General features: G+C 69.3%; 20 protein-coding genes and 1 pseudogene. 8 read left to right on the top strand and 13 right to left on the bottom strand.

Annotated elements, in window-relative coordinates; all coding sequences use genetic code 11:
• Position 1: 1 nt before the first annotated feature.
• From EP757_RS36650 to EP757_RS36675, 6 genes are read right to left on the bottom strand one after another with little or no spacing between them, the layout of a single operon-like run.
• The gene (locus tag EP757_RS36650; protein WP_127552944.1) at positions 2-787 is read right to left on the bottom strand and encodes an SDR family NAD(P)-dependent oxidoreductase; all 786 of its coding nucleotides are present in this window, start codon (positions 785-787) and stop codon (positions 2-4) included.
• Positions 784-2,064 (bottom strand): enolase C-terminal domain-like protein, encoded by a 1,281-nt coding sequence (locus EP757_RS36655; RefSeq protein WP_127552945.1) that lies wholly within the window; start codon positions 2,062-2,064, stop codon positions 784-786. The genes EP757_RS36650 and EP757_RS36655 overlap by 4 nt, the downstream gene beginning before the upstream one ends.
• Complete coding sequence (locus EP757_RS36660; protein WP_127552946.1) at positions 2,061-2,888, bottom strand: fumarylacetoacetate hydrolase family protein; 828 nt, start codon at positions 2,886-2,888, stop codon at positions 2,061-2,063. The genes EP757_RS36655 and EP757_RS36660 overlap by 4 nt, the downstream gene beginning before the upstream one ends.
• Entirely contained in the window at positions 2,885-3,712 is an 828-nt protein-coding gene (locus tag EP757_RS36665; protein WP_127552947.1) for an amidohydrolase, read from the bottom strand. Before EP757_RS36665 ends, EP757_RS36660 begins: the two co-directional genes overlap by 4 nt.
• The gene (locus EP757_RS36670; protein ID WP_127552948.1) at positions 3,709-4,662 is read right to left on the bottom strand and encodes an aldo/keto reductase; all 954 of its coding nucleotides are present in this window, start codon (positions 4,660-4,662) and stop codon (positions 3,709-3,711) included. Before EP757_RS36670 ends, EP757_RS36665 begins: the two co-directional genes overlap by 4 nt.
• Positions 4,659-5,744, bottom strand: a complete 1,086-nt coding sequence (locus EP757_RS36675; protein WP_127552949.1) for a mandelate racemase/muconate lactonizing enzyme family protein — start codon at positions 5,742-5,744, stop codon at positions 4,659-4,661. Before EP757_RS36675 ends, EP757_RS36670 begins: the two co-directional genes overlap by 4 nt.
• An 81-nt stretch (positions 5,745-5,825) precedes the next feature.
• Here EP757_RS36675 and EP757_RS36680 point away from each other — a divergent pair, with 81 nt between their 5' ends.
• Positions 5,826-6,467 (top strand): GntR family transcriptional regulator, encoded by a 642-nt coding sequence (locus EP757_RS36680; RefSeq protein WP_232050197.1) that lies wholly within the window; start codon positions 5,826-5,828, stop codon positions 6,465-6,467.
• Between the two features lie 7 nt (positions 6,468-6,474).
• Here EP757_RS36680 and EP757_RS36685 read toward each other — a convergent pair whose 3' ends face one another.
• The 3 genes from EP757_RS36685 to EP757_RS36695 are packed head-to-tail and all read right to left on the bottom strand — an operon-like array spanning position 6,475 to position 8,425.
• Positions 6,475-7,074: a hypothetical protein gene (locus EP757_RS36685; protein ID WP_197725461.1), complete on the bottom strand. Its 600-nt coding sequence runs from the start codon at positions 7,072-7,074 to the stop codon at positions 6,475-6,477.
• A 22-nt stretch (positions 7,075-7,096) separates the two neighbouring features.
• Positions 7,097-7,627: a DUF6232 family protein gene (locus EP757_RS36690; protein ID WP_127552951.1), complete on the bottom strand. Its 531-nt coding sequence runs from the start codon at positions 7,625-7,627 to the stop codon at positions 7,097-7,099.
• 12 nt (positions 7,628-7,639) lie between these two features.
• Positions 7,640-8,425, bottom strand: a complete 786-nt coding sequence (locus EP757_RS36695; RefSeq protein WP_127552952.1) for a hypothetical protein — start codon at positions 8,423-8,425, stop codon at positions 7,640-7,642.
• 324 nt (positions 8,426-8,749) lie between these two features.
• On the opposite strand from EP757_RS36695, the pseudogene EP757_RS36700 reads away from it, so the two are divergent.
• The 5 genes and pseudogenes from EP757_RS36700 to EP757_RS36720 form a co-directional block, all read left to right on the top strand.
• A pseudogene (locus EP757_RS36700) lies at positions 8,750-9,068 on the top strand (DedA family protein); the annotation flags it as partial.
• Between the two features lie 54 nt (positions 9,069-9,122).
• On the top strand, positions 9,123-10,481 hold the full coding sequence (locus EP757_RS36705; RefSeq protein ID WP_127552953.1) for a nuclease-related domain-containing protein: 1,359 nt from the start codon (positions 9,123-9,125) through the stop codon (positions 10,479-10,481).
• A gap of 84 nt (positions 10,482-10,565) precedes the next feature.
• Entirely contained in the window at positions 10,566-10,793 is a 228-nt protein-coding gene (locus EP757_RS36710) for a hypothetical protein (protein WP_127552954.1), read from the top strand.
• Between the two features lie 104 nt (positions 10,794-10,897).
• The gene (locus tag EP757_RS36715; protein WP_127552955.1) at positions 10,898-11,503 is read left to right on the top strand and encodes a hypothetical protein; all 606 of its coding nucleotides are present in this window, start codon (positions 10,898-10,900) and stop codon (positions 11,501-11,503) included.
• 8 nt (positions 11,504-11,511) lie between these two features.
• Positions 11,512-11,874: a VOC family protein gene (locus EP757_RS36720; RefSeq protein WP_127552956.1), complete on the top strand. Its 363-nt coding sequence runs from the start codon at positions 11,512-11,514 to the stop codon at positions 11,872-11,874.
• A gap of 50 nt (positions 11,875-11,924) precedes the next feature.
• On the opposite strand, the gene EP757_RS36725 is transcribed toward EP757_RS36720, so the two are convergent.
• The gene (locus EP757_RS36725; RefSeq protein ID WP_127552957.1) at positions 11,925-12,335 is read right to left on the bottom strand and encodes a VOC family protein; all 411 of its coding nucleotides are present in this window, start codon (positions 12,333-12,335) and stop codon (positions 11,925-11,927) included.
• Between the two features lie 86 nt (positions 12,336-12,421).
• Here EP757_RS36725 and EP757_RS36730 point away from each other — a divergent pair, with 86 nt between their 5' ends.
• Positions 12,422-13,345 (top strand): YafY family protein, encoded by a 924-nt coding sequence (locus tag EP757_RS36730; protein WP_127552958.1) that lies wholly within the window; start codon positions 12,422-12,424, stop codon positions 13,343-13,345.
• A 137-nt stretch (positions 13,346-13,482) separates the two neighbouring features.
• Here EP757_RS36730 and EP757_RS36735 read toward each other — a convergent pair whose 3' ends face one another.
• The 3 genes from EP757_RS36735 to EP757_RS36745 form a co-directional block, all read right to left on the bottom strand.
• Positions 13,483-14,832: an endo-1,4-beta-xylanase gene (locus EP757_RS36735; protein ID WP_127552959.1), complete on the bottom strand. Its 1,350-nt coding sequence runs from the start codon at positions 14,830-14,832 to the stop codon at positions 13,483-13,485.
• A gap of 271 nt (positions 14,833-15,103) precedes the next feature.
• Positions 15,104-16,717 carry an ATP-binding protein gene (locus EP757_RS36740; protein ID WP_160165994.1) on the bottom strand — a complete coding sequence of 538 codons (1,614 nt, stop codon included), beginning with the start codon at positions 16,715-16,717 and terminating at the stop codon, positions 15,104-15,106.
• Between the two features lie 96 nt (positions 16,718-16,813).
• Positions 16,814-17,869, bottom strand: a complete 1,056-nt coding sequence (locus EP757_RS36745) for a serine hydrolase (protein ID WP_127552961.1) — start codon at positions 17,867-17,869, stop codon at positions 16,814-16,816.
• 63 nt (positions 17,870-17,932) lie between these two features.
• Here EP757_RS36745 and EP757_RS36750 point away from each other — a divergent pair, with 63 nt between their 5' ends.
• Positions 17,933-18,511 carry a TetR/AcrR family transcriptional regulator gene (locus tag EP757_RS36750; RefSeq protein ID WP_127552962.1) on the top strand — a complete coding sequence of 193 codons (579 nt, stop codon included), beginning with the start codon at positions 17,933-17,935 and terminating at the stop codon, positions 18,509-18,511.
• Position 18,512 lies beyond the last annotated feature (1 nt).

The following is an 18,512-nucleotide window of genomic DNA, read 5'->3' on the forward strand; positions in this document are numbered from 1 at the left end:
ATTACCCGCGCGGCGGTGGTCGCAGGCCGGACATCCCGCCGTCGACGGCCAGGGACATCCCCGTGGTGGCTGCTGACGCCGGGGATGCCAGGTAGGTGACCGCGCCGGCCACCTCCTCGGCCGTCACCAGGCGGCCGGTGGGCTGGCGGCCCTCCAGCCGCGCCCGCTCCCCCGCCGGATCGCCGGTGCGGGCGAGCAGTCGTTCCACCCACGGTGTGTCCACCGTGCCCGGTGCCACGCAGTTGACGCGGATGCCGTCGCCTACCAGGTCGGCGGCGGTGGCGAGGGTCAGCGCGTGCACGGCGCCCTTGGAGGCGGAGTAGAGGGCCCGCTGCACCAGGCCGGCCGTCGCCGCGATCGAGGAGATGTTGACGATCGCGGCGGCGGGGCTGCGGCGCAGGTACGGCAACGCCGCGCTGGTGGCGCGGGCCATGCCCACCACGTTGACGTCGAGCACGCGGTGCCACTCCTCGTCGTCGTTGGCGTCGATGCCGCCTACCGCGCTGATCCCGGCGTTGTTGATCAGGATGTCGATCCCGCCGTACGTGAGCGCGACCGCGGCCATGGCGGAGGTCAGCGACTCGCGGTCGGCCACGTCGGCGACCACGGGCAGCAGGCCGTCGGCGGGGGCGCCGGGGTTCAGGTCGAGCACCCCGACCAGCGCCCCCTGCGCCCGCAGCGAAGCGGTGACGGCCGCGCCGATGCCGGAGCCGCCTCCGGTCACCACGGCGACGAGGCCGGTGAAGGCGGGAACGGTGAAGGCGAGGCCGGCAGAAGAGTCGATCATGCCCATGCGGGACCTCCGGGATAGGCGAAGTGCTGCAGCGTCTCGGGGCGCATCTCGGCCGAGAAACCCGGCGCCGCGGGAAGCCGGTAGGCGCCGTCGCGGATCACGACCGGGTCGATGAAGTGCTCGTGCAGGTGGTCGACGTACTCGATGGCGCGGTCGGTCAGCGAACCGGACACGGCCACGAAGTCGAATGCCGACAGGTGCTGGACCAGTTCGCAGAGGCCGACGCCGCCGGCGTGCGGGCAGACCGGCACGCCGAACTTCGCGGCGAGCAGCAGGATCGCCACGTTCTCGTTGACGCCGGCGACCCGGCAGGCGTCGATCTGGACGACGTCCACCGCATCGGCCTGCAGCAACTGTTTGAAGATGATCCGATTCTGTACGTGTTCGCCGGTCGCCACCCGGATGCCGGCCGGTCGCAGCCGGCGGCGGATCGCCGCGTGCCCGAGGACGTCGTCGGGGCTGGTGGGTTCCTCGATCCACCACGGGTCGTACGGGGCGAGCGCCGTCATCCACTCGACGGCCTGCCCGACGTCCCAGCGCTGGTTGGCGTCGACGGCGATCCGGATGCCGTCGCCGACGGTGGCACGGGCGAGACGCATCCGCCGGATGTCGTCGTCCAGGTCGTCGCCGACCTTCAGTTTGATCAGCCGGTAGCCGTCGGCGACCGCCTCGCCGGCCAGCCGCACCAGCTTCTCGTCGCTGTAACCGAGCCAGCCCGGCGACGTGGTGTACGCCGGATAGCCGTGCGTCTCCAGAAAGGCGATGCGCTCGGCAGAAGAGGGACGAGCCGCTTCGAGGAGATCAAGAGCCTCGGCCGGGGTGAGCGCGTCGCTCAGGTACCGCCAGTCGACCAGATCGACGACCTGCCGCGGGGTCATGTCGGCGAGCAGCCGCCAGACCGGTTTGCCGGCTGCCTTGGCGGCCAGATCCCACGCCGCGTTGATCAGCGCGGCCGCGGCCAGGTGGACGACGCCCTTCTCCGGGCCGAGCCAGCGGATCTGCGAGTCGTGGGTGAGCCGCCGCGCGAACTCTCCGAGATCGTCGATCGGCTGCCCGACCACGAACGGGGCCAGCGCGTCGATCGCCGCGCGGCACACCTCGTTGCCACGGCCGATGGTGAAGGTGAACCCGTGACCCGTCAGGCCGTTGTCGGCGTGCAGGACGACGTAGGCAGCCGAGTAGTCCGGGTCGGGGTTCATGGCGTCGGAGCCGTCCAATTGACGGGAGGTGGGGAAGCGGATGTCCGACGTACGAAAATCGATGATCCTCATGAAGCGTCCCGGAGGAGGCTGCGCTGCCGCCCGAGCCCGTCGATCTCGACCTCGACCACATCTCCGGCGGTGAGGTAGGGGAATCGGCCGGAGAGCGCCACCCCCTGCGGTGTCCCGGTGTTGATCAGGTCGCCCGGTTCGAGCACGGTGTATTGCGAGAGATGCCAGATCAGGTACTCGACATCGAAGATCATGTCGGAGGTCGTGGAGTCCTGGCGGGGCTCGCCGTTGACCCGGCTGCGCAGTCGCAGCGGCCCGGGCACCTCGTCGGGGGTGGCCAGCCACGGTCCGAGCGGGTTGAACGTCTCGCAGGACTTGCCCTTCGACCACTGCCCGCCCGACCGGTCGAGCTGATATTCCCTTTCGGACACGTCGTTCGACAGCACGTAGCCGGCGATGTGCCCGGCGGCGTCGGCGGGCGAGTCCAGGTAGCGAGCGGTACGGCCGATCACGACGCCGAGCTCCACCTCCCAGTCGGTGCGTTCCGAGCCTCGCGGGATCAGCACGTCGTCCTCCGGGCCGACGATCGTGTTCGGCGCCTTGTAGAACATGATCGGCACGGTCGGCGGTTCGGCGCCGGACTCGGCGGCGTGCGCGGCGTAGTTCTGCCCGACGCAGAGGATGACGCCGGGCCGGGTGATCGGAGCGCCACGGCGTTCACCGGAGATATCGATTTCGGGCAGGCCGTCGATCGAGGTGATGCCGCCGGCAGCGAGGAATTCGCCGGTGATGTCGCCGGTCACCGCGGACAGGTCGTAGAACCTCCCGCCGCTGGAAGCGACCGGCCGCTCCCGTCCGGCGGGTCCGACTCGCAGGTACCTCACATCAGCTCCAGGTGATAGGTGTGGATGGCGGTGCCGCCGAAGACGTCCGGAGGCAGGCCGCCGAGCAGCTCGGACAGGGCTTCTTTGACCTGGGTGTAGGTGGCCGCGACTTCGCAGACGGGCCAATCCGAGCCGAACATCAGGCGGTCGGCGCCGAACAGCTCGGCGGCGGTCTCGACGTACGGGCGAAGGTCCTGGGGTGTCCAGACGGCCCAATCCGCTTCGGTGACCAGGCCGGACAGCTTGGCCACGACGTTGGGCCGCGCGGCGACCGCGGTGATCTGTTTCCGCCACTCTTCGAAGCCACCGGCGGCGATCGGCGGCTTGCCGAGGTGGTCGAGAACGAAGGTCGAGCCGGGCAAGGCGGCGGCCGCACGGGCCACCGACGGCAATTGGGAAGTGCGGACCACCAGTTCGTTGACGAGCCCGGCGGACGCGACGGCCCGGAGTCCGGTGCGCACATCCGGACGGTCGAGATGATCATCCGCCGACGCCTGCACCTGATCACGGATGCCGGCCAAGAGGTGCCCGCCGGTCCCGGCCCGGTGCCGCTCGATGGTGGCGGCCAGATCGGAATCGGTCAGGTCCGCCCATCCGACGACGCCCGCTATCTCCGGGGTCTCCTGCGCGATGCGCAGGAACGCGGTGGTCTCCGCAGCGTCGCATCGTCCGGCTTCGATCAGCACGGTACGATCGACAGCCGCCGCTCGAAGGGAGTCCCGCAGGTCAGCGACCGTGTAGTCGCGCCGGATCGCCTCCAGCGCCGGGTCCTGCAACCACGGATAGTCAGCGGTCCACAGGTGATGGTGCGCGTCGACGATCACGCGATCAGCCCTCGATCCCGGAGATCACTCCACAGGACGGCGGGGATCGGCACGGCGGCCATCCGGACCGCGTCCTCGACCTCCGCCGGCGTGCGTGCGCCGACGAGGACGCAGGTCACCGCGGGGTGCTCGGCCGGGAACTGGATCGCGGCGGCCCGCAGCGGGACACCGTGCCGATGGCAGACCTCCTGGATCGCGAACGCCCGGTCGACCAGCGCGGCGCCGGCCGGCGCATAGTCGTATCGAGCGCCCGGATGTGGATCGGCGAGCAGTCCGGAATTGAACACTCCGGCAGCGACCACCGCGACGCCCTTCTCCGCGCACGCCGGCAGCAGCTCATCTCCGCCGGACTGGTCGAGCAGCGTGTACCTGCCGGCCAGCAGCACCGCGTCGAGCAGCCCGGTGCGTACCAGCCGGACCAGCGCCTCCGCTTGATTCATCCCGGCCGACACCGCACCGATCCGCGCTTGCGAACGCAGTTCGGCGAGGGCGGGCAGCGCCTCGTCGATGGCCTGTTCGAGGTGATCGTCCGGGTCGTGCAGGTGCAGGATGTCGGCCCGGTCGAGTCCGAGACGGATCAGGCTTTCCCGGTACGAGGTGAGCACGCCGTCGCGGGTGAAGTCGAAGACCGGCGTCACCCCGCTGGGTTCGGCCCAGATGTCCTGGGCGTCCCCGCCCCCGCTGCGCAACAGCCGCCCGACCTTCGTCGACAGCGCGAACTCGCCGCGCGGTCTCCCCTGCAGAGCCGCGCCGGCCCGTCGCTCGGCCAAGCCGTTGCCGTAGAGCGGCGCCGTGTCGAAGAGGCGCAGGCCCAGTTCCCACGCCCGGTCCACGGTCCGTCGCGCCTGGTCGTCGCCGACCGCCTCGAACAGCCCGCCGAGCGGCGCCATGCCGAGGCCGAGGCGGGTGACCCGGACGTTCCCGATCGTGGTCGTCTCCGTCGGATTCATGCGACTCTCCGGTCGTCGATCGCGTCGTGGTCCCAGTCGATGCCCAGCCCCGGCCCGGACGGCGCGAGCGCCTGACCGTCGACGATCGGGATCTCGCTCCGGGTGATCGCGCGCAGTTGCGGGATGTGCTCCAGGTAGCGGCTGTTCGGCACCGCGCAGCAGAGGCTGACGTGCAGCTCCATCAGGAAGTGCGGGCAGACCGGCACGTTCGCGGCCTCGGCCAGGTGCGCGACCTTGAGCCACGGCGTGATGCCGCCGATCCGGGCCACGTCGACCTGCACCACGCCGGCCGCGCCGCGCCTGAGGTATTCGGCGAACTGGCCCGGTGCGTACATCGACTCGCCGGTCGCGACCGGAATCGACGTCGCGCGTGCCACCTGCTCGTGCCCTGCCACGTCCTCGGCCGGCAGCGGCTCCTCGAACCAGAACGGGTCGTAGGGTTCCAGCAGCCGGGCGCGGCGGATCGCGTCGGCGGCGGTCAGCGACTGGTTCGCATCGAGCATCACGTCGAAGTCCGGCCCCACCGCGGCGCGCACGGCGCCGAGCCGTTCGGCATCCTGAGCCGGGGTACGGCCCACCTTCATCTTGATGCCCGTCCAGCCGGCTTCCCGGCTCGCCGTGGCGCCCGCCACCAGTTCCTCGGTGCTGAGGTGCAGCCAGCCGCCCTCGGTGTCGTACAGCGGAATCCGATCCTTCGCACCACCCGCGAGCAGCCACAACGGCTGCCCGGCGTCGCGGCAGCGCCAATCCCAGAGGGCGGTGTCGACGGCGGCGAGGGCCAGCGAGGTGATCGCGCCGACGGTGGTCGCCTTCGTCGTGAGGAACAGGTCGCGCCAGATCGCCTCGACGCGGCGCGGGTCCTGCCCCGGCAGCCTGTCCAGGAGGGTGTCACGCAACAGGGCGAGCACGGCGGTCCCGCCGGTCCCGATCGTGTAGGCGTAGCCGAGGCCCGCGCCGCCGTCATCGGTGCTCAGCCGTACGAAAATCGTCTCCTGCTTGATGAACGTCTGCAGAGCGTCGGTGCGCACGGTCTCGACTGCGAGATCGACCAGGTACGCCTCGGCGTGAGTGATGACCGGCACGACCCTCCCCTTCGTGGATCCTATAGGATCTTTCGTAGAGGAATTTTGACGGGAAGGCAAGCCATGGCTTCGTTTCGCAGCGTGAAGCGCTCGACCCTGAGCGAAGACGTCTACGCCACCCTGCGCTCCGCCGTCCTGGAGCACAGCCTGGCCCCCGGCGACCGCCTCAACATCGACGCCCTGGCTCGCGAGCTGGAGGTCTCCCCCACGCCGGTGCGTGAAGCGCTCGCCCGGATGGAGTCCGAGGGCCTGGTCCGCAAACGCGCGCTCGCCGGCTACACGGTCAGCCCGCTGCTGACCCGCGACGAATTCGCCGACCTCTTCGACATGCGCCTCCTGCTGGAATGCGCCGCCGCCCGCCGCGCCGCCACGCACGCCACCGACGAGCAGCGATCGGAACTGCTCGTCCAGGCCGCCTTCACCGTCGGCAGTGACGCCGAAGGAACCTGGCACGCCGCCTTCACCGCGCAGGACGCCCAGCTGCACCACCTGGTCGCGGAGGCGTCAGCCAGCCCGCTCCTGCTCGACGCCTTCACCCGGTTGCACGCGCACCTCCACCTGCACCGGCGCTACTTCCCCTACTCCCACGCCGCCGTCACCCACCAGGAACATCACGCCCTGGCCCAGGCCATCGCCGGCCGCGACCCCGGCGGCGCCGAGGACGCGATGCGCCGGCACCTCGAGAAGGCGCGCGACCGCCACCTCGCCGCGTTCACGCAGTGAGGCGGCCTCACGAGTTCTGCCAGAGGAAGCGGCCTTCCCGCCGGTCCGGGGAGAGGAACACGTAGCCGACCCCGGCATCGCCGAAGTTGACCGGGAACGGGAGCTCCTCGGCGTCGAGCTGGAGCAGGAGGCGGTAGTCCGCTTCCGGCGGGTAGGGGCTCTGCACCCAGAGCGGCTCGCCACCGAAGAACTGGCGGTCGCCGTCTCCCGTCTGCACCAGCCGGTGATCGGCAGCGACGGTCGGCCCGGTGACCTGCTCGGACACCTCGATCGGCCGCGGATCCGCAGAACCGTAGACCTCGACCATCGGCCCGTAGACACCCAGCACCGGCAGACGCCCGCCCCGCTGCACGATGACGGCGTTCTCGCCGCTGTCCGGTTCCCAGGTGTCCTGGTCGACGAACTCGGTGGCGTCGGTCATGAACAGATAGGCGAGCCCCGCCGGAACCTCGAACTGCCCGATGAACGTCATCGGCCGGCCGAGATTCCGGGAGACCGGCCACTGGGGCGCCTCCAGCCACACCGGCTGCCCACCGAGCTTCGCGACCGGCTCCCCCACCGGCCCTGCAGCCTTCTCCACCGCGAAGAATCGACGACCCGAGATCACCGCGTGAGACTATCCGGCGACGTCAGAGTCGGCGGTACTCCATCGCTCGCTGCAGAGCTCGGCAGACCTGCTCGAACTCGCGCTGATCGGCGGAGCGCAAGAGCTCGACCCGGGAGCTACGGTAGGTGGCGTTCAGCGACCACTCCCGTCGTGAGCTCCGTGGCAGCATGAAGCCGGCAAATAGCAACGCGGCCGCGCCGACCACGGCCAGAATGTATCTCTCCGCCAGCCAGCCGATCGCGGTCACGATCAGGCCGACGAACAGCACGTTGCTCCACAGCCAGAGCTGCCGCCGTTTCTCGAATCGCACGATGTGGACGTCGGCGAGTTCGTCCATGCGGAATCGCGTGAAGCCCTCGCCTTGCCGGATTCCGACGACATCTCCGGTCACCACCGCCTGCGGTCCCCGGAAGAAGGTGCGGCCGCCAGTCGGATAGCTCTCATCGGGGCTGACGCTCCCGACTGTCGACGGGGAACCCCCATGGTCGATGTAGTCACGGGCGAACTCGTCCGTGACGTTGACCCGCGGCAGGGGCTCTTCTTCCACCGGCATCTCAAAACCGCCTCAGTATCCGTGCTTACGCTGCTGGAGCCATGTCTTCGGAGGTGATTCCATCGCCTCCACCGTGCTGGCCAGGTCCGCGAGGATCGACTGGAGTTCCCGGTGCTCGACGGGAAGATCGCACTGCGCGTCGATCGCGACACATCCGATGACGTGATCCTGCCTGACGAGGTCGAAGACCGGCCTAGCGGCGATCAGCCGATAACCGGACGAGGCCTGGAACTCGGTCCACGACATACCGTAGCGCTCGGCCTCCGGCAGGCGGCTCCAAGCTTCGCGGCCGAGCGACTCCCCCCGCTCGCGGACGGTCTCCCAGTCCTCGGCGACGTAGGTGTGGTTCTGCCAGGCTCGGCCGACCACGCCCTTACCCGGTGACCAGCGAGGACGGTGCATGCGGGGTTTCGCGCCGATGCGCAGCCGCCCAACCAGGACCAGCCGGGCAAACAGCCACCGCCCGCGCACGAACGTCCCGCTGGCGAGGAACACGTGGACGCCGACCTGGTCCACATCGAGCTTCAGGTGCCGCACGACTCTCATCAGGGTCGCGGCGGTCGCCGCCTCGATCTCGGTCTCGAACGCCCGTGCGCTTGCCGCGTGGGACCGCAGCGCCAGGGAGTTGAGCGCGCTCGACGCCGCGGAGACGAAGAAGGCGATGATAAGGCAGACGTAGAGCCACGGCTGCCGCTGCTTCCAGAACTCCTCGGAGGGCAGGCCGAGATCTGCCGCAGCGATGATGGTCAGCGCCAGTGCGACGGGCACGACCCGCGCCAGCGTGACGACGTGAGGCACACGTCGATGCTATGCGGCGCGTCGTACCCGCCGACAGTCCTCGATCGCCGCGCGTTCCCGACACGACGTCGATCGTCCTATGCGGAAGACCGTCCGCGAGGCGACGCGCTTGCCGGACAGATGTCGGACTGTCGAGCCGCAACCGAATCCGTGTGCCTGCGAGCTGGATGGGTGACGTGGGCGGCGGGGCGGCGAGCATCGCCGAGAACGGGCCCGCGATGATCCCGGTCGGTCAGACGCTCGGCTGGATCATCAACCTGATCGTGGCAGAGGCGATCATCAGGCGTGGCCGGCCCAATCGGCTTCCTGCTGCACGGCGGCTAGCTGCTGTTCACCGCGGGCCTGCTGATCGCCGCAGGCACCTACCCTGCACCTACCGCTATGGCTGATGTGCCTGCTGGTGTCGATCGCGGCCGTGGCCGGCGACCACTGCGGCTATCTCTTCGGGCGGCGGTTCGGTCCCACGCTGTTCCGCCGGTCCGACTCGCGGCTCTTCAGGCAGCAGAGCCTGGTGCGCGCCCAGGGGTTTTTCGCCACCTATGGCGCGCGGTCGATCGTGCTGGCCCGCTTCATACCGATCGTCCGGACCGCCACCCCGATCGTGGCCGACGCGAGTCACATGCATCACCGGACGTTCGTCCTCGGCGCCAGACGCTCATAATAGATTCCTGCGTGTCCGCCGACCGAGGGACCTGCCATGGATAGCGAGGAACAGATAAAGCAGTGGGCCGGCTCCTTCGTTGCCCATCTTGATTCGCTACTCCAACGATCCTCCGGAAACGATCAGTCAGCATCCACGATTGCCGCCGAACTCGACTCCGCGTGGGCCATTCCCCTACTGGTTCTGGCATGGGACGGGACTCTCTCCGGCTACGGTGGCCCTCAGATTCGACCTGCCATTAAGGAAGCCATACATGCCCTGAAAAAGACCATGGAAACGGGCAGCTCAAGAAGCGAACAAAAAGTGAGCGACCTGATAGTTGCCTGTGCGATGAAGATCGAAGAGCGAGCATCGCTGCTAGAAGGGCGGGCAGGGGTCGAAGGCTCCGACGAACTGGTCGCCATGCTGCGAGTGACCGGCGCAAAGCTACACACATCTCCAGACGTGAACACACTATTGTCCGGAGGACTCGGTCGCGCACTGGGAATAATTTCGGGAGTTCTGTCAGAACGGATTCACCCGCCGGATCTGGCGGATGAATTGCCCCTTCTTTCGCGGCTACCCATGACGCCGGCAACCCGTGAGATCTGGCATGGCATCTACCTGCGCCTCCTCTTGCCGATTCTTCTGGAAGACGTCGACAGCGACTCGGCATCGAACCTGAAGATCTCCAGATATCCATTTAATTGGGCATCGATAATACAGGCGACCGGGCAGATGACACCTGCGGTCATCAACAACGATGACATTCAGAGGAGCCTTTCGCTCGACTCACCCCCGCCTGACAATGTCGCTGACTCCCATTTGACCGCCTACCCGATTCATCGAATCCAGGAGAGGTTCGTAACCAGCATTGCCTTGATCCTGGATTCGATCGCCCCATGGCTTCAGATTCAGATCGAAAATCACCAGCTCGGCGAGAAAATGATCAGCAAACCCTTCGAGGATCAGGTAATCGCCACCATGAGGCGAAAAGGGTTCATAGCTGGCGAGGTAACGGATGGAGGCGTCTGGGAACATGGATGTGATCATCCCTCTGAATCCATCTCGCAGATATCGAAAGCGCTGAGAGCGGCGGCGAAGGCGCAACAGGTCGGTCAGATCGACGTCCTGGCCGTGCGCACTGATGGGATATTCCTCATCGAGTGCAAGACCATGGCCGGAACCGGAAGCGTTTACAGCATGTCACGGAGGTCGATCACCGGCGACGCGAAGAAGTGGCATCTCAAAGCCAGAAAGAAGAAGGCTTGGCTGGAGGAGGCCCTAGGCAGACCCGTCGACTTGTCGCTGATCGTCGTCAGCGGATTGGACTTGTTACGAACCAGCTCGGAGTCTGATGGGGCTTTGATCGTGAGCCCCGAGATACTCGAGGAAATTCCTGAACATCGAGCGTGACGTGCCTGGGGCCACGGTGGACGAAGCATCGACGCGGTCGGGGCCTCTCGTGTCAGCTTCTACAATTTGTAGAAAGCGGAGGTCATGACGACGAGGCTCCGCGATGTGCTGCTGGCTCTGATGCCCGCCGGGACGATCAGCGCTCAGCAGTCGCACCTGCGCCACCGGGAGACGCTGGGGCACCAAGGCGCCGTCGGGCCGCAACCCGTAGCGGTAGGCATGCCCGTCGCGTTCCCGGGCGATCCGGTCCTTGTCGCACATCCGGGTCAGCGTGGTGACGACGGTGACGTAGGAGAGCGCGGACGGTCCTGAGCCGCTCCAGGACCTCCCGGGGTGTGGGAGCGGCGCCGGCCGTGACCAGGACGGCGAAGACCTCGGACTCCGGCTCGCCGTGCCGCCGGCGACCGTCCAGGGGCATGGCGGCGACCACCGCTGCCGCCGCGCCCGCCGCCACCGCCAACGCCGTGCCTGCGGCCACCAGCATCCCGCCCCCGGCCGCGCCCACCAGCAAGGCGCCCGCGCTGACCACCAGCGGCACCAACTGGCCCACCGTCGTCGGATCGCTGACCACCTACGGCCGGTGGCTGCTCGCCAACCCGAACCCCACGCTGACCGGCCCAGTCACCGAACCCGGCTGCTCCGCCGACGACGCGCTCGCCGCCTCACTGCAGACCTACGTGGACGAGAGCAGCTACGTGCTGCCCGACGCACCCACGCTGACCAGCATCGTCTGCCCGACCGGCAGCGTCGGCGCCCAGGTCGTCATCGACATCGAGGCCACCCGCGGCATCGGACCCGTCTACGACCGCCGGCAGACCGCGAACACACGGCAGCGCTCCGAGCTCGCCGCCCTGCCGCCGACCGAATTCAGTCTCACGCTGACCCGCGGCGCCGACTCCCGCTGGCACATCTGCAGCGTGAACACCGAGGACCCTCCCGACCGCGAGGCCATCACCGTCTGCTCTGAACCGATGAGTCCGGGCCTCTCCGTCGGTCTACCGGAGAGGAGACCCACTACCTAGGAGAGCCCATGACCTCGATCCAGCCCATCGCCGGCACGCCCGACCTGCCCCGGCTGCGTCACTTCTACGAGACGGTGCTCGGCGCCACGCAGGCCATGCGGGTGCCCGACGAAGGTCCCGAGTTCTACGTCGAACTGCGGATCGGCACGAGCACCCTCGGGCTCGTCCAGGAGGACAAGACAACGATCGGTTCCCCGGTACGGATCATCCTCAGCGCCGACGTCACTGACGTCGACGCACTGCTCCCCACCGTCGCATCGGCGGGCGGCACCGTGCAGGGGCCGGCCAACGACATGCCGTGGGGGCAGCGGGTCGCGCACGTCCTCGACCCGGACGGGAACATGCTCAACCTGACCCAGCGGCTGACCTGACCAGGCCGGTGACCAGCACGACCGCCAGGTCGCCCTGTTCCTCGCCGGCGTCAGGCGGCGATGTCGAGGACCCAGGTGACGCCGAAGCGGTCCCGGATCATGCCGTAGAGCGGAGACCAGCCGGACGGGCCGAGGTCCGCCACGACCGTGGCGCCCTCCGACAGGCCCTTCCAGTAGCGGGTCAGCTCCTCGGTGTCGTCGCCGCGGACGGAGACGAAGAAGGGACGGTCGCCCGGGGCGTACGACTCGTTCTCCCGCACGTCGTAGGCCATCACGTGGAAGCCGGCCTCGGTGCGGACCTCGCCCCACGCGATCCGGTCGCTGTCGGACGGGTGCTGGACGTTCTGGGCCTGGCCGTGGGTGAACGCGACGACGTCGCCGCCGAAGACGGACCGGTAGAAGTGCAGCGCCTCCCGGGCCTGGTCGCGGAAGTTCAGGTGGACGGTGGTCTGGATGCCCATGGTGTTTCTCCCTACTGGTCGGCGAGGAGAACCTTCGCAGCAGTAGGTGACAGGATGTGGCACCTACTTCCGGCAGACTCGGATTCATGCCGAAGACCTCCGCTCGCCTGCTGGCCCTGCTGTCGCTGCTGCAGAGCCGGCGCGACTGGTCCGGCGGCGATCTCGCCGGGCGGCTCGACGTCAGCCTGCGGACCGTGCGCCGCGACGTCGACCGGCTCCGGGAGCTCGGCTATCCGATCGCGGCGGTGAAGGGGCCGGACGGGGGTTACCGGCTCGGCGCCGGCACTGATCTGCCGCCGCTGCTGTTCGACGACGAGCAGGCCGTCGCTCTCACGGTCGCCCTGCAGGTGGCCGCCGCCGGTGATGACGCGGCGGCTCAGGCCCTGACCACGATCCGGCAGGTCATGCCCGCGCGCCTTCGTCATCGCGTCGACGCCGTGCGGGTCGTCGCCGCCGATCGGGTGGAGGCGCGGGCCGGCGGGGACGTGCTGATCGCGCTCGGTTCCGCCGTACAGAGAAGGGAGATCTTGTCCTTCGACTATGGGACCGGCGCCCTCGACCGGCCGCCGCGTCGCGTGGAGCCGCACCATGTCGTCACGTGGAAGCGGCGCTGGTATCTCGTGGCGTTCGACCTCGATCATCAGGAATGGCGCACGTATCGTGTCGATCGGATCTTTCTGCGTACGCCGAACGGCCCGCGGTTCGTGCCCAGGGCGATTCCCGGCGGTGATGTGGGAGCGTTCGTGGCCGGGCGGTTCCGTGGCGCCGTCTGCGTGGGCACCGTCGTGCTCGACGTGGACGCCGCCACCGTTGCTCCCTATGTCGGTGACGGCGTCCTCGAAGAGGCCGGGCCGGGGCGGTGCCGGCTGACGCTCGGTTCCTGGTCGTGGGTGAGTCTGGCCGCGGCCTTCGCCCGATTCGACGCCGGTATCACGGTCGTCGGGCCGGATGAGCTGACTCGGGCTTTCGCGCGGCTGGCCCGGCGGTGTGGCGCCGCCGCCGGGCTCTGACGACGCGAGTCACCTCAGGCCGGCGACGACGAACGAGCCGTGGCCGCGGCCCCGGCCGGCAGGGCCACGGCGACCGCCGCGGAGACTGCCGGCACGGCGCCGACCGTGATCGGTTCTCGGATGACGGTGCGCCGGCGTCAGGCTGCCGTGCAGGCCGGGGTGGCGGCAGGTCCGGTTCCGGTGCCCTGGAAGCCGAACTCGGTGGATCCGCCGGCGGCGATCTGGCCGTTGTAACCGACGTTGCGGAAGGTCACCTGGCCGCTGGCCCCGGTGTTGGTGGCGTTCCAGGTGTTCGTCACCGCGCCGCCGGCGGGCACCGCCACGCCGACCGACCAGCCGCTGACCGCGCTGGTTCCGGCGGTGACCCGGACGGTGGCGGTGTAGCCGCCGTTCCACGAGTTCAGCGTCAGCGCCGCGGTGCATCCGCCGGGCGCCGGCGACGGCGGCGGCGAGCTCGGCGGCGGCGAACTCGGCGTCGTCGGGCCGCCCGCGTTCAACGCGTCGAGCACGGCGGTGTACGCGGCCTTCTTGTTGCCGTTCGCGTCGAACAGCAGCGGGTTCTGCCCGGTACGCCACGAGTCGGAGTCCCGCACGCCCCAGACGGTGATGCCGGTGCACCGGGCGACGGCGAGACAGGCCCGGGTCACGGCCGCGAAGATGCCGGCCTGGTTCCCGCCCTGCTGCACGTCGAGCTCGGTGATCTGCACGTCGACGCCGAGGTCGGCGAACCGCTGGATGTTCTGCTGATAGGTGGAGTCCAGCGTGGTGCCGAGGTGCGACTGCAGGCCGACGCAGTCGATCGGGACGCCGCGGGCCTTGAAGTCGCGGACCATGTTGTAGATGCCCGTCGACTTCGCGTTGATGCCGTCGGTGTTGTAGTCGTTGTAGCAGAGCCTGGCGCCCGGATCGGCGGCGCGAGCAGCACGGAATGCCGCCTCGATCCAGTCGTTGCCGGTGCGCTGCAGGTTGGAGTCGCGGCGGCCACCGCTGCCGCCGTCGGCGAACGCCTCGTTCACCACGTCCCAGGAGTGGATCTTCCCGCGGAAGTGGGTGGCGACCTGGGTGACGTGGTTGATCGCGGCGCTGCGCAGGGCGGCGCCGGACAGGCTCTGCGCCCAGGCGGGCTGTTGAGCGTGCCAGAGCAGGGCGTGCCCGCGTACCGTCATGCCCCTGCTCTGCGCGTGGCTGACCAGCCGGTCGCCGTTGGTGTAGGTGAATCGTCCCTGCTGGGGTTCGGTGGCGTCCCACTTCATGTCGTTCTCGGGGACGAGCGAGGTGAACTCGCGGTTGAGGATCGTCATGTACGGGGTGTCGGACAACTTGAAGGCCGAGGTGGCGGCGCCGAAGTAGCGGCCGGTCTGCGCGGCCGAGGCGCCGAGCGTGGTGGCCGCCTCGGCGGAGCCGGTCACGGCGACACTCGCCGCGACGACGACGCCGGCGACGGCTGCCGAGAGCATGGCGAAGCGGCCCTTCCGGGGGATGGTCATGGTGCGCTGGCCTTTCGGAGGGGGATGAGAGGTCTTACCGGCGCAGAGGCGAACAGGCTCCTGATCGCGGGGGTCGATCATTTCTCAGCTGATTCCCGAACGGTACGGGAGCGCTCCCATGCAATTCAAGAATGGAGAGCCGTGACCAGTGGAAAGCGCGGCTCATAACACTTTCCTCGCTCGGACACCGGCCCGCTGACAGCCGAGGAAGCCACTCGGGGCGACCTTGTCCATATCGATCTCCGCCATTGCCCCCGATTAACGACAACCGTCACGGCGACGGCGGTTTGACCGGTAGCCGGACCTCGAAGGTGGTGCCCGCGCCGTCGGTGTCGGCCACGGTGATCGTGCCGTGGTGGCGTTCGACGATGGTGCGAGTGATCACCAGGCCCAGGCCGGTTCCGGGTATGCGCTGGTCGATGGCGGTCGAGGCGCGGTAGAAGCGGCGGAACAGGTGTGGCCGGTCGGCGGCCGGGATACCGATCCCGGTGTCCGCCACCTGCCACAGGATCTGCTCGTCGCCGGCCGTGACGGTGATCGTGACCCGGCCTCGCGCCGGGGTGTACTTGACGGCGTTGGAGATCAGGTTGTCGGCGACCTGCCGCAGCCGGTGCGGGTCGGCGTGCATCTCGACGGATGCCGGAGAGTCCACCGTGATCGTCAGGTTCTTGTGCTGAGCGGTGATGCCGATGGCCTGGACGGCATCGTCGATGATCGCCCGCAGGTCGAGGTCGGCGGTGCTGATGGCCAGGTTCCCCGACTCCAGCCGGGCCAGATCCAGCAGGTCGTCGGCGATCAGGGTGAGCCGGCCGGCGCTGGCGGCGATCGCCCGTACGTGCTCGCGGTGCTCGACGGGGCCGTCCGCGAGGTCCTCCTCGAGCATGGCGCCGGCCGCCACGATCACCGCCAGCGGGTTGCGGATCTCGTGAGTGACCAGGGCCAGGAACTCGTCCTTGGTCCGGGCGAGTTCGACGGTGAGCTCTTCGGCGCGGCGCCGCTCCAGGTACTGCCCGATCTGCGCGGCGATGCCCATCAGCAGCGCGGCCAGGGTGTCCTCGGGATCCTCGATGCGGTCGCCGTAGACGCAGAGGGCGCCCAGGGTGTGCCCGGTCGCCGAGACCGGCACGCCGACGGCGACGTGCAGACCGGCCCGGGCGGCGGCGCGGCTGCGTAGCGAGGCGGTGTCGGATGCCAGGTCCGGGATCCAGTCCGGCGTGCCCTGCTGGTAGACCCGGCCGGGCAGGCTCATGCCCGGTTCGAGCTCACTGAGCGCGAAGGTGCCCAGGCGCAGGCCTTTCGTGGAGTACCGGGCGGCGCAGCGGATGGTGCGGCGGCTGTCGTCGGCCAGCCACAGCTCGGCGACCGGCCAGCCCATCCTGATACCGAGGGCGTCAACGACCCTGGTCGCCGCTTCGGTGCTGCAGGACGCCTCGGCCAGGCCGCGGGAGACGGCGGCTTCGACAGCGGTGAACCGGCTGACCCGCTGCGCCGTCGTCATGTCCTGCGCGAACGCGTGGAACAACGTCCCGGCCGGCTCGTCGGTGGCGGTGAGCATGAGCTCGATCGGGAATTCGTGACCGTCGCGGTGCATCGCCGCCAGCTGGAGCCGCCGGCCCAGGACCCGGCCCGCCGCACCGGCGGCGACCCGGGCCAGACCGGCCCGATGCTGCTCGCGGTACCGAACCGGGATGATCAGCTCGGCGAGATCCCGCCCGCAGGCCTGTTCCCAGGTATGCCCGAAGGTGGCCTGCGCGGCCGGATTCCACGCCACCACCTGCCCGGCGGTGTTCATCGCCACGTACGCCTGCAACGCGACCGCCAGGACCCGCTGCGGATCGCCCAGCATCTGCGCGAAGCAACCGACCCGATGGTCGAAAGCGCCCATGTCCGCCCCTCGATTCCGCGGTCGCCACCCCGGGGCGTGGGCTGGCCGCTGCATCTCACGGTACGCCGACGAGCGCCTCATCTCCCGTGGCTGCGGTTATCGGCCCAGGGCCGCGGTGATGACGGCCTCGCCCAGGCGCGCGTTCTCCGTGCCCGGATAGCCGAACCGGCGCCGCACGTAGCCGTACGCCACCTCCGCATCGGGATCCGCCCATCCGAGGGAGCCCGCCGCGCCGCCGTGGCCGATCGTGCGGCGGCCCAGGAACGGATACGTCAGCGGCAGGTTCTCGAAGCCGAGACGGAAATGGTCGATCTCGCCGGTGACGAGATCAGAGCCTTCGGCGTACGGCCGGGAGAACGTGGTGATCGTGTCCCCGCCGAGCAGGCGCAGCGCCGCCGCGTACAGGCCGGCCACGCCGCGCGCGTTGCCGACGCCGCCGCCCGAGGAGGCACCGAGCGCACGCACCTCGCGGGTGTTGCCGTAGTCGAGCAGGTCGAAGCGGGCGGTGTTGAACGCGACGGCCATCAGCGACGCCGGGTCGGGCACGAAGGCCGGGCCGGCTGCCGGCAGCAGGGGACGGAACCGTGGTTCCAGCTCCTCCGGCAGCCCCAGCCACAGCTCCAGGCCGAACCGGTCCCGGAGCAGCGACGCGTACCACTGCTGCACCGATCGCCCGGTGACAGCCCGCAGCTCCGCGTCGATCAGCGCCCCGACGGTCAGGGCGTGATAGCCGTAGCCGTCGCCCGGCGCCCAGTACGGCTTCTGACCGGCGAGCCGCTCCGCCACCAGCCGATCGTCGGCCGCCTCCTCGACACTGAAACCGCCGTCGACGCCGATCAGCCCGGACCGGTGCCCGAGCAGCTCGCGCACGCTCAGCGGGAACGGCAGGCTCCGCGCCGGCGCGTCGAGGTCCAGCACCCCGTCCTGGACCAGCAGCGCCACGACGAGGTGCGCCGCGCCTTTCGACACCGAGAACACCCCGGTCAGCGTGTCACCGCCGACGTCGTCGCCCCAGAGGTCGACGACCTGCACACCCCGGTGGTACGCCGCCAGTTGCGACCCGGTCGCGGCCGGCTCCTCGGACAGGAATGCTGCGAACTCCTCGCGGACGGTCTCGAAACCCGGCGCGACCGTTCCTCGTACAAATCCCATGGGTTTAGTATGTCTCACTAAGAATTCTTGAACGCTCGATCCAGATAGGCTAGCGTCCTGGTCATGGGGAGGACGCGGGAGTTCGACACGGAGGCGGCGCTGGGCCGGGCCATGACGCTGTTCTGGTCGCGGGGCTATGAGGCCACCTCGATGCGTGACCTGACGCGGCATCTCGGCATCGGCCAGGGCTCGCTGTATGCCGCGTTCGGCGACAAGGACGGCCTCTACCGGGCCGCCCTCGACCACTATCGCGCGACCCTCGCCGCCGACGCCCTGCGCGACCTGCGGCAGGAGGGCGACGCCCGCTCCGCGATCCGATCGATGATGATCGGGCGGATCAGGATCGCGACCAGCGCGGACGGCCGGGGCTGCCTGGCCGTCAATGCCGCCTGTGAGCGGCTGCCGCACGACGCGGGCACGCGTACGGTCGTCCGGGAGATGCAGGAAGCAAGCCGCGAAGCCCTCGCCGACGTGCTGCGCGCGGCCCGGCAACGCGGCGAGATCGCGGAGCGGCACGACCCGGACGCGCTCGCCGGCTTCCTCGTCACCTTCCTCAACGGCCTGCTGGTCGCGGCCAAGGTCTCCCCCGACGCTGACGCGCTGGAACCGCTCGTCGACGTCGCGCTCACCGCACTCGACTGAA

The organism is Actinoplanes sp. OR16, from assembly GCF_004001265.1.
Taxonomy (GTDB): domain Bacteria; phylum Actinomycetota; class Actinomycetes; order Mycobacteriales; family Micromonosporaceae; genus Actinoplanes.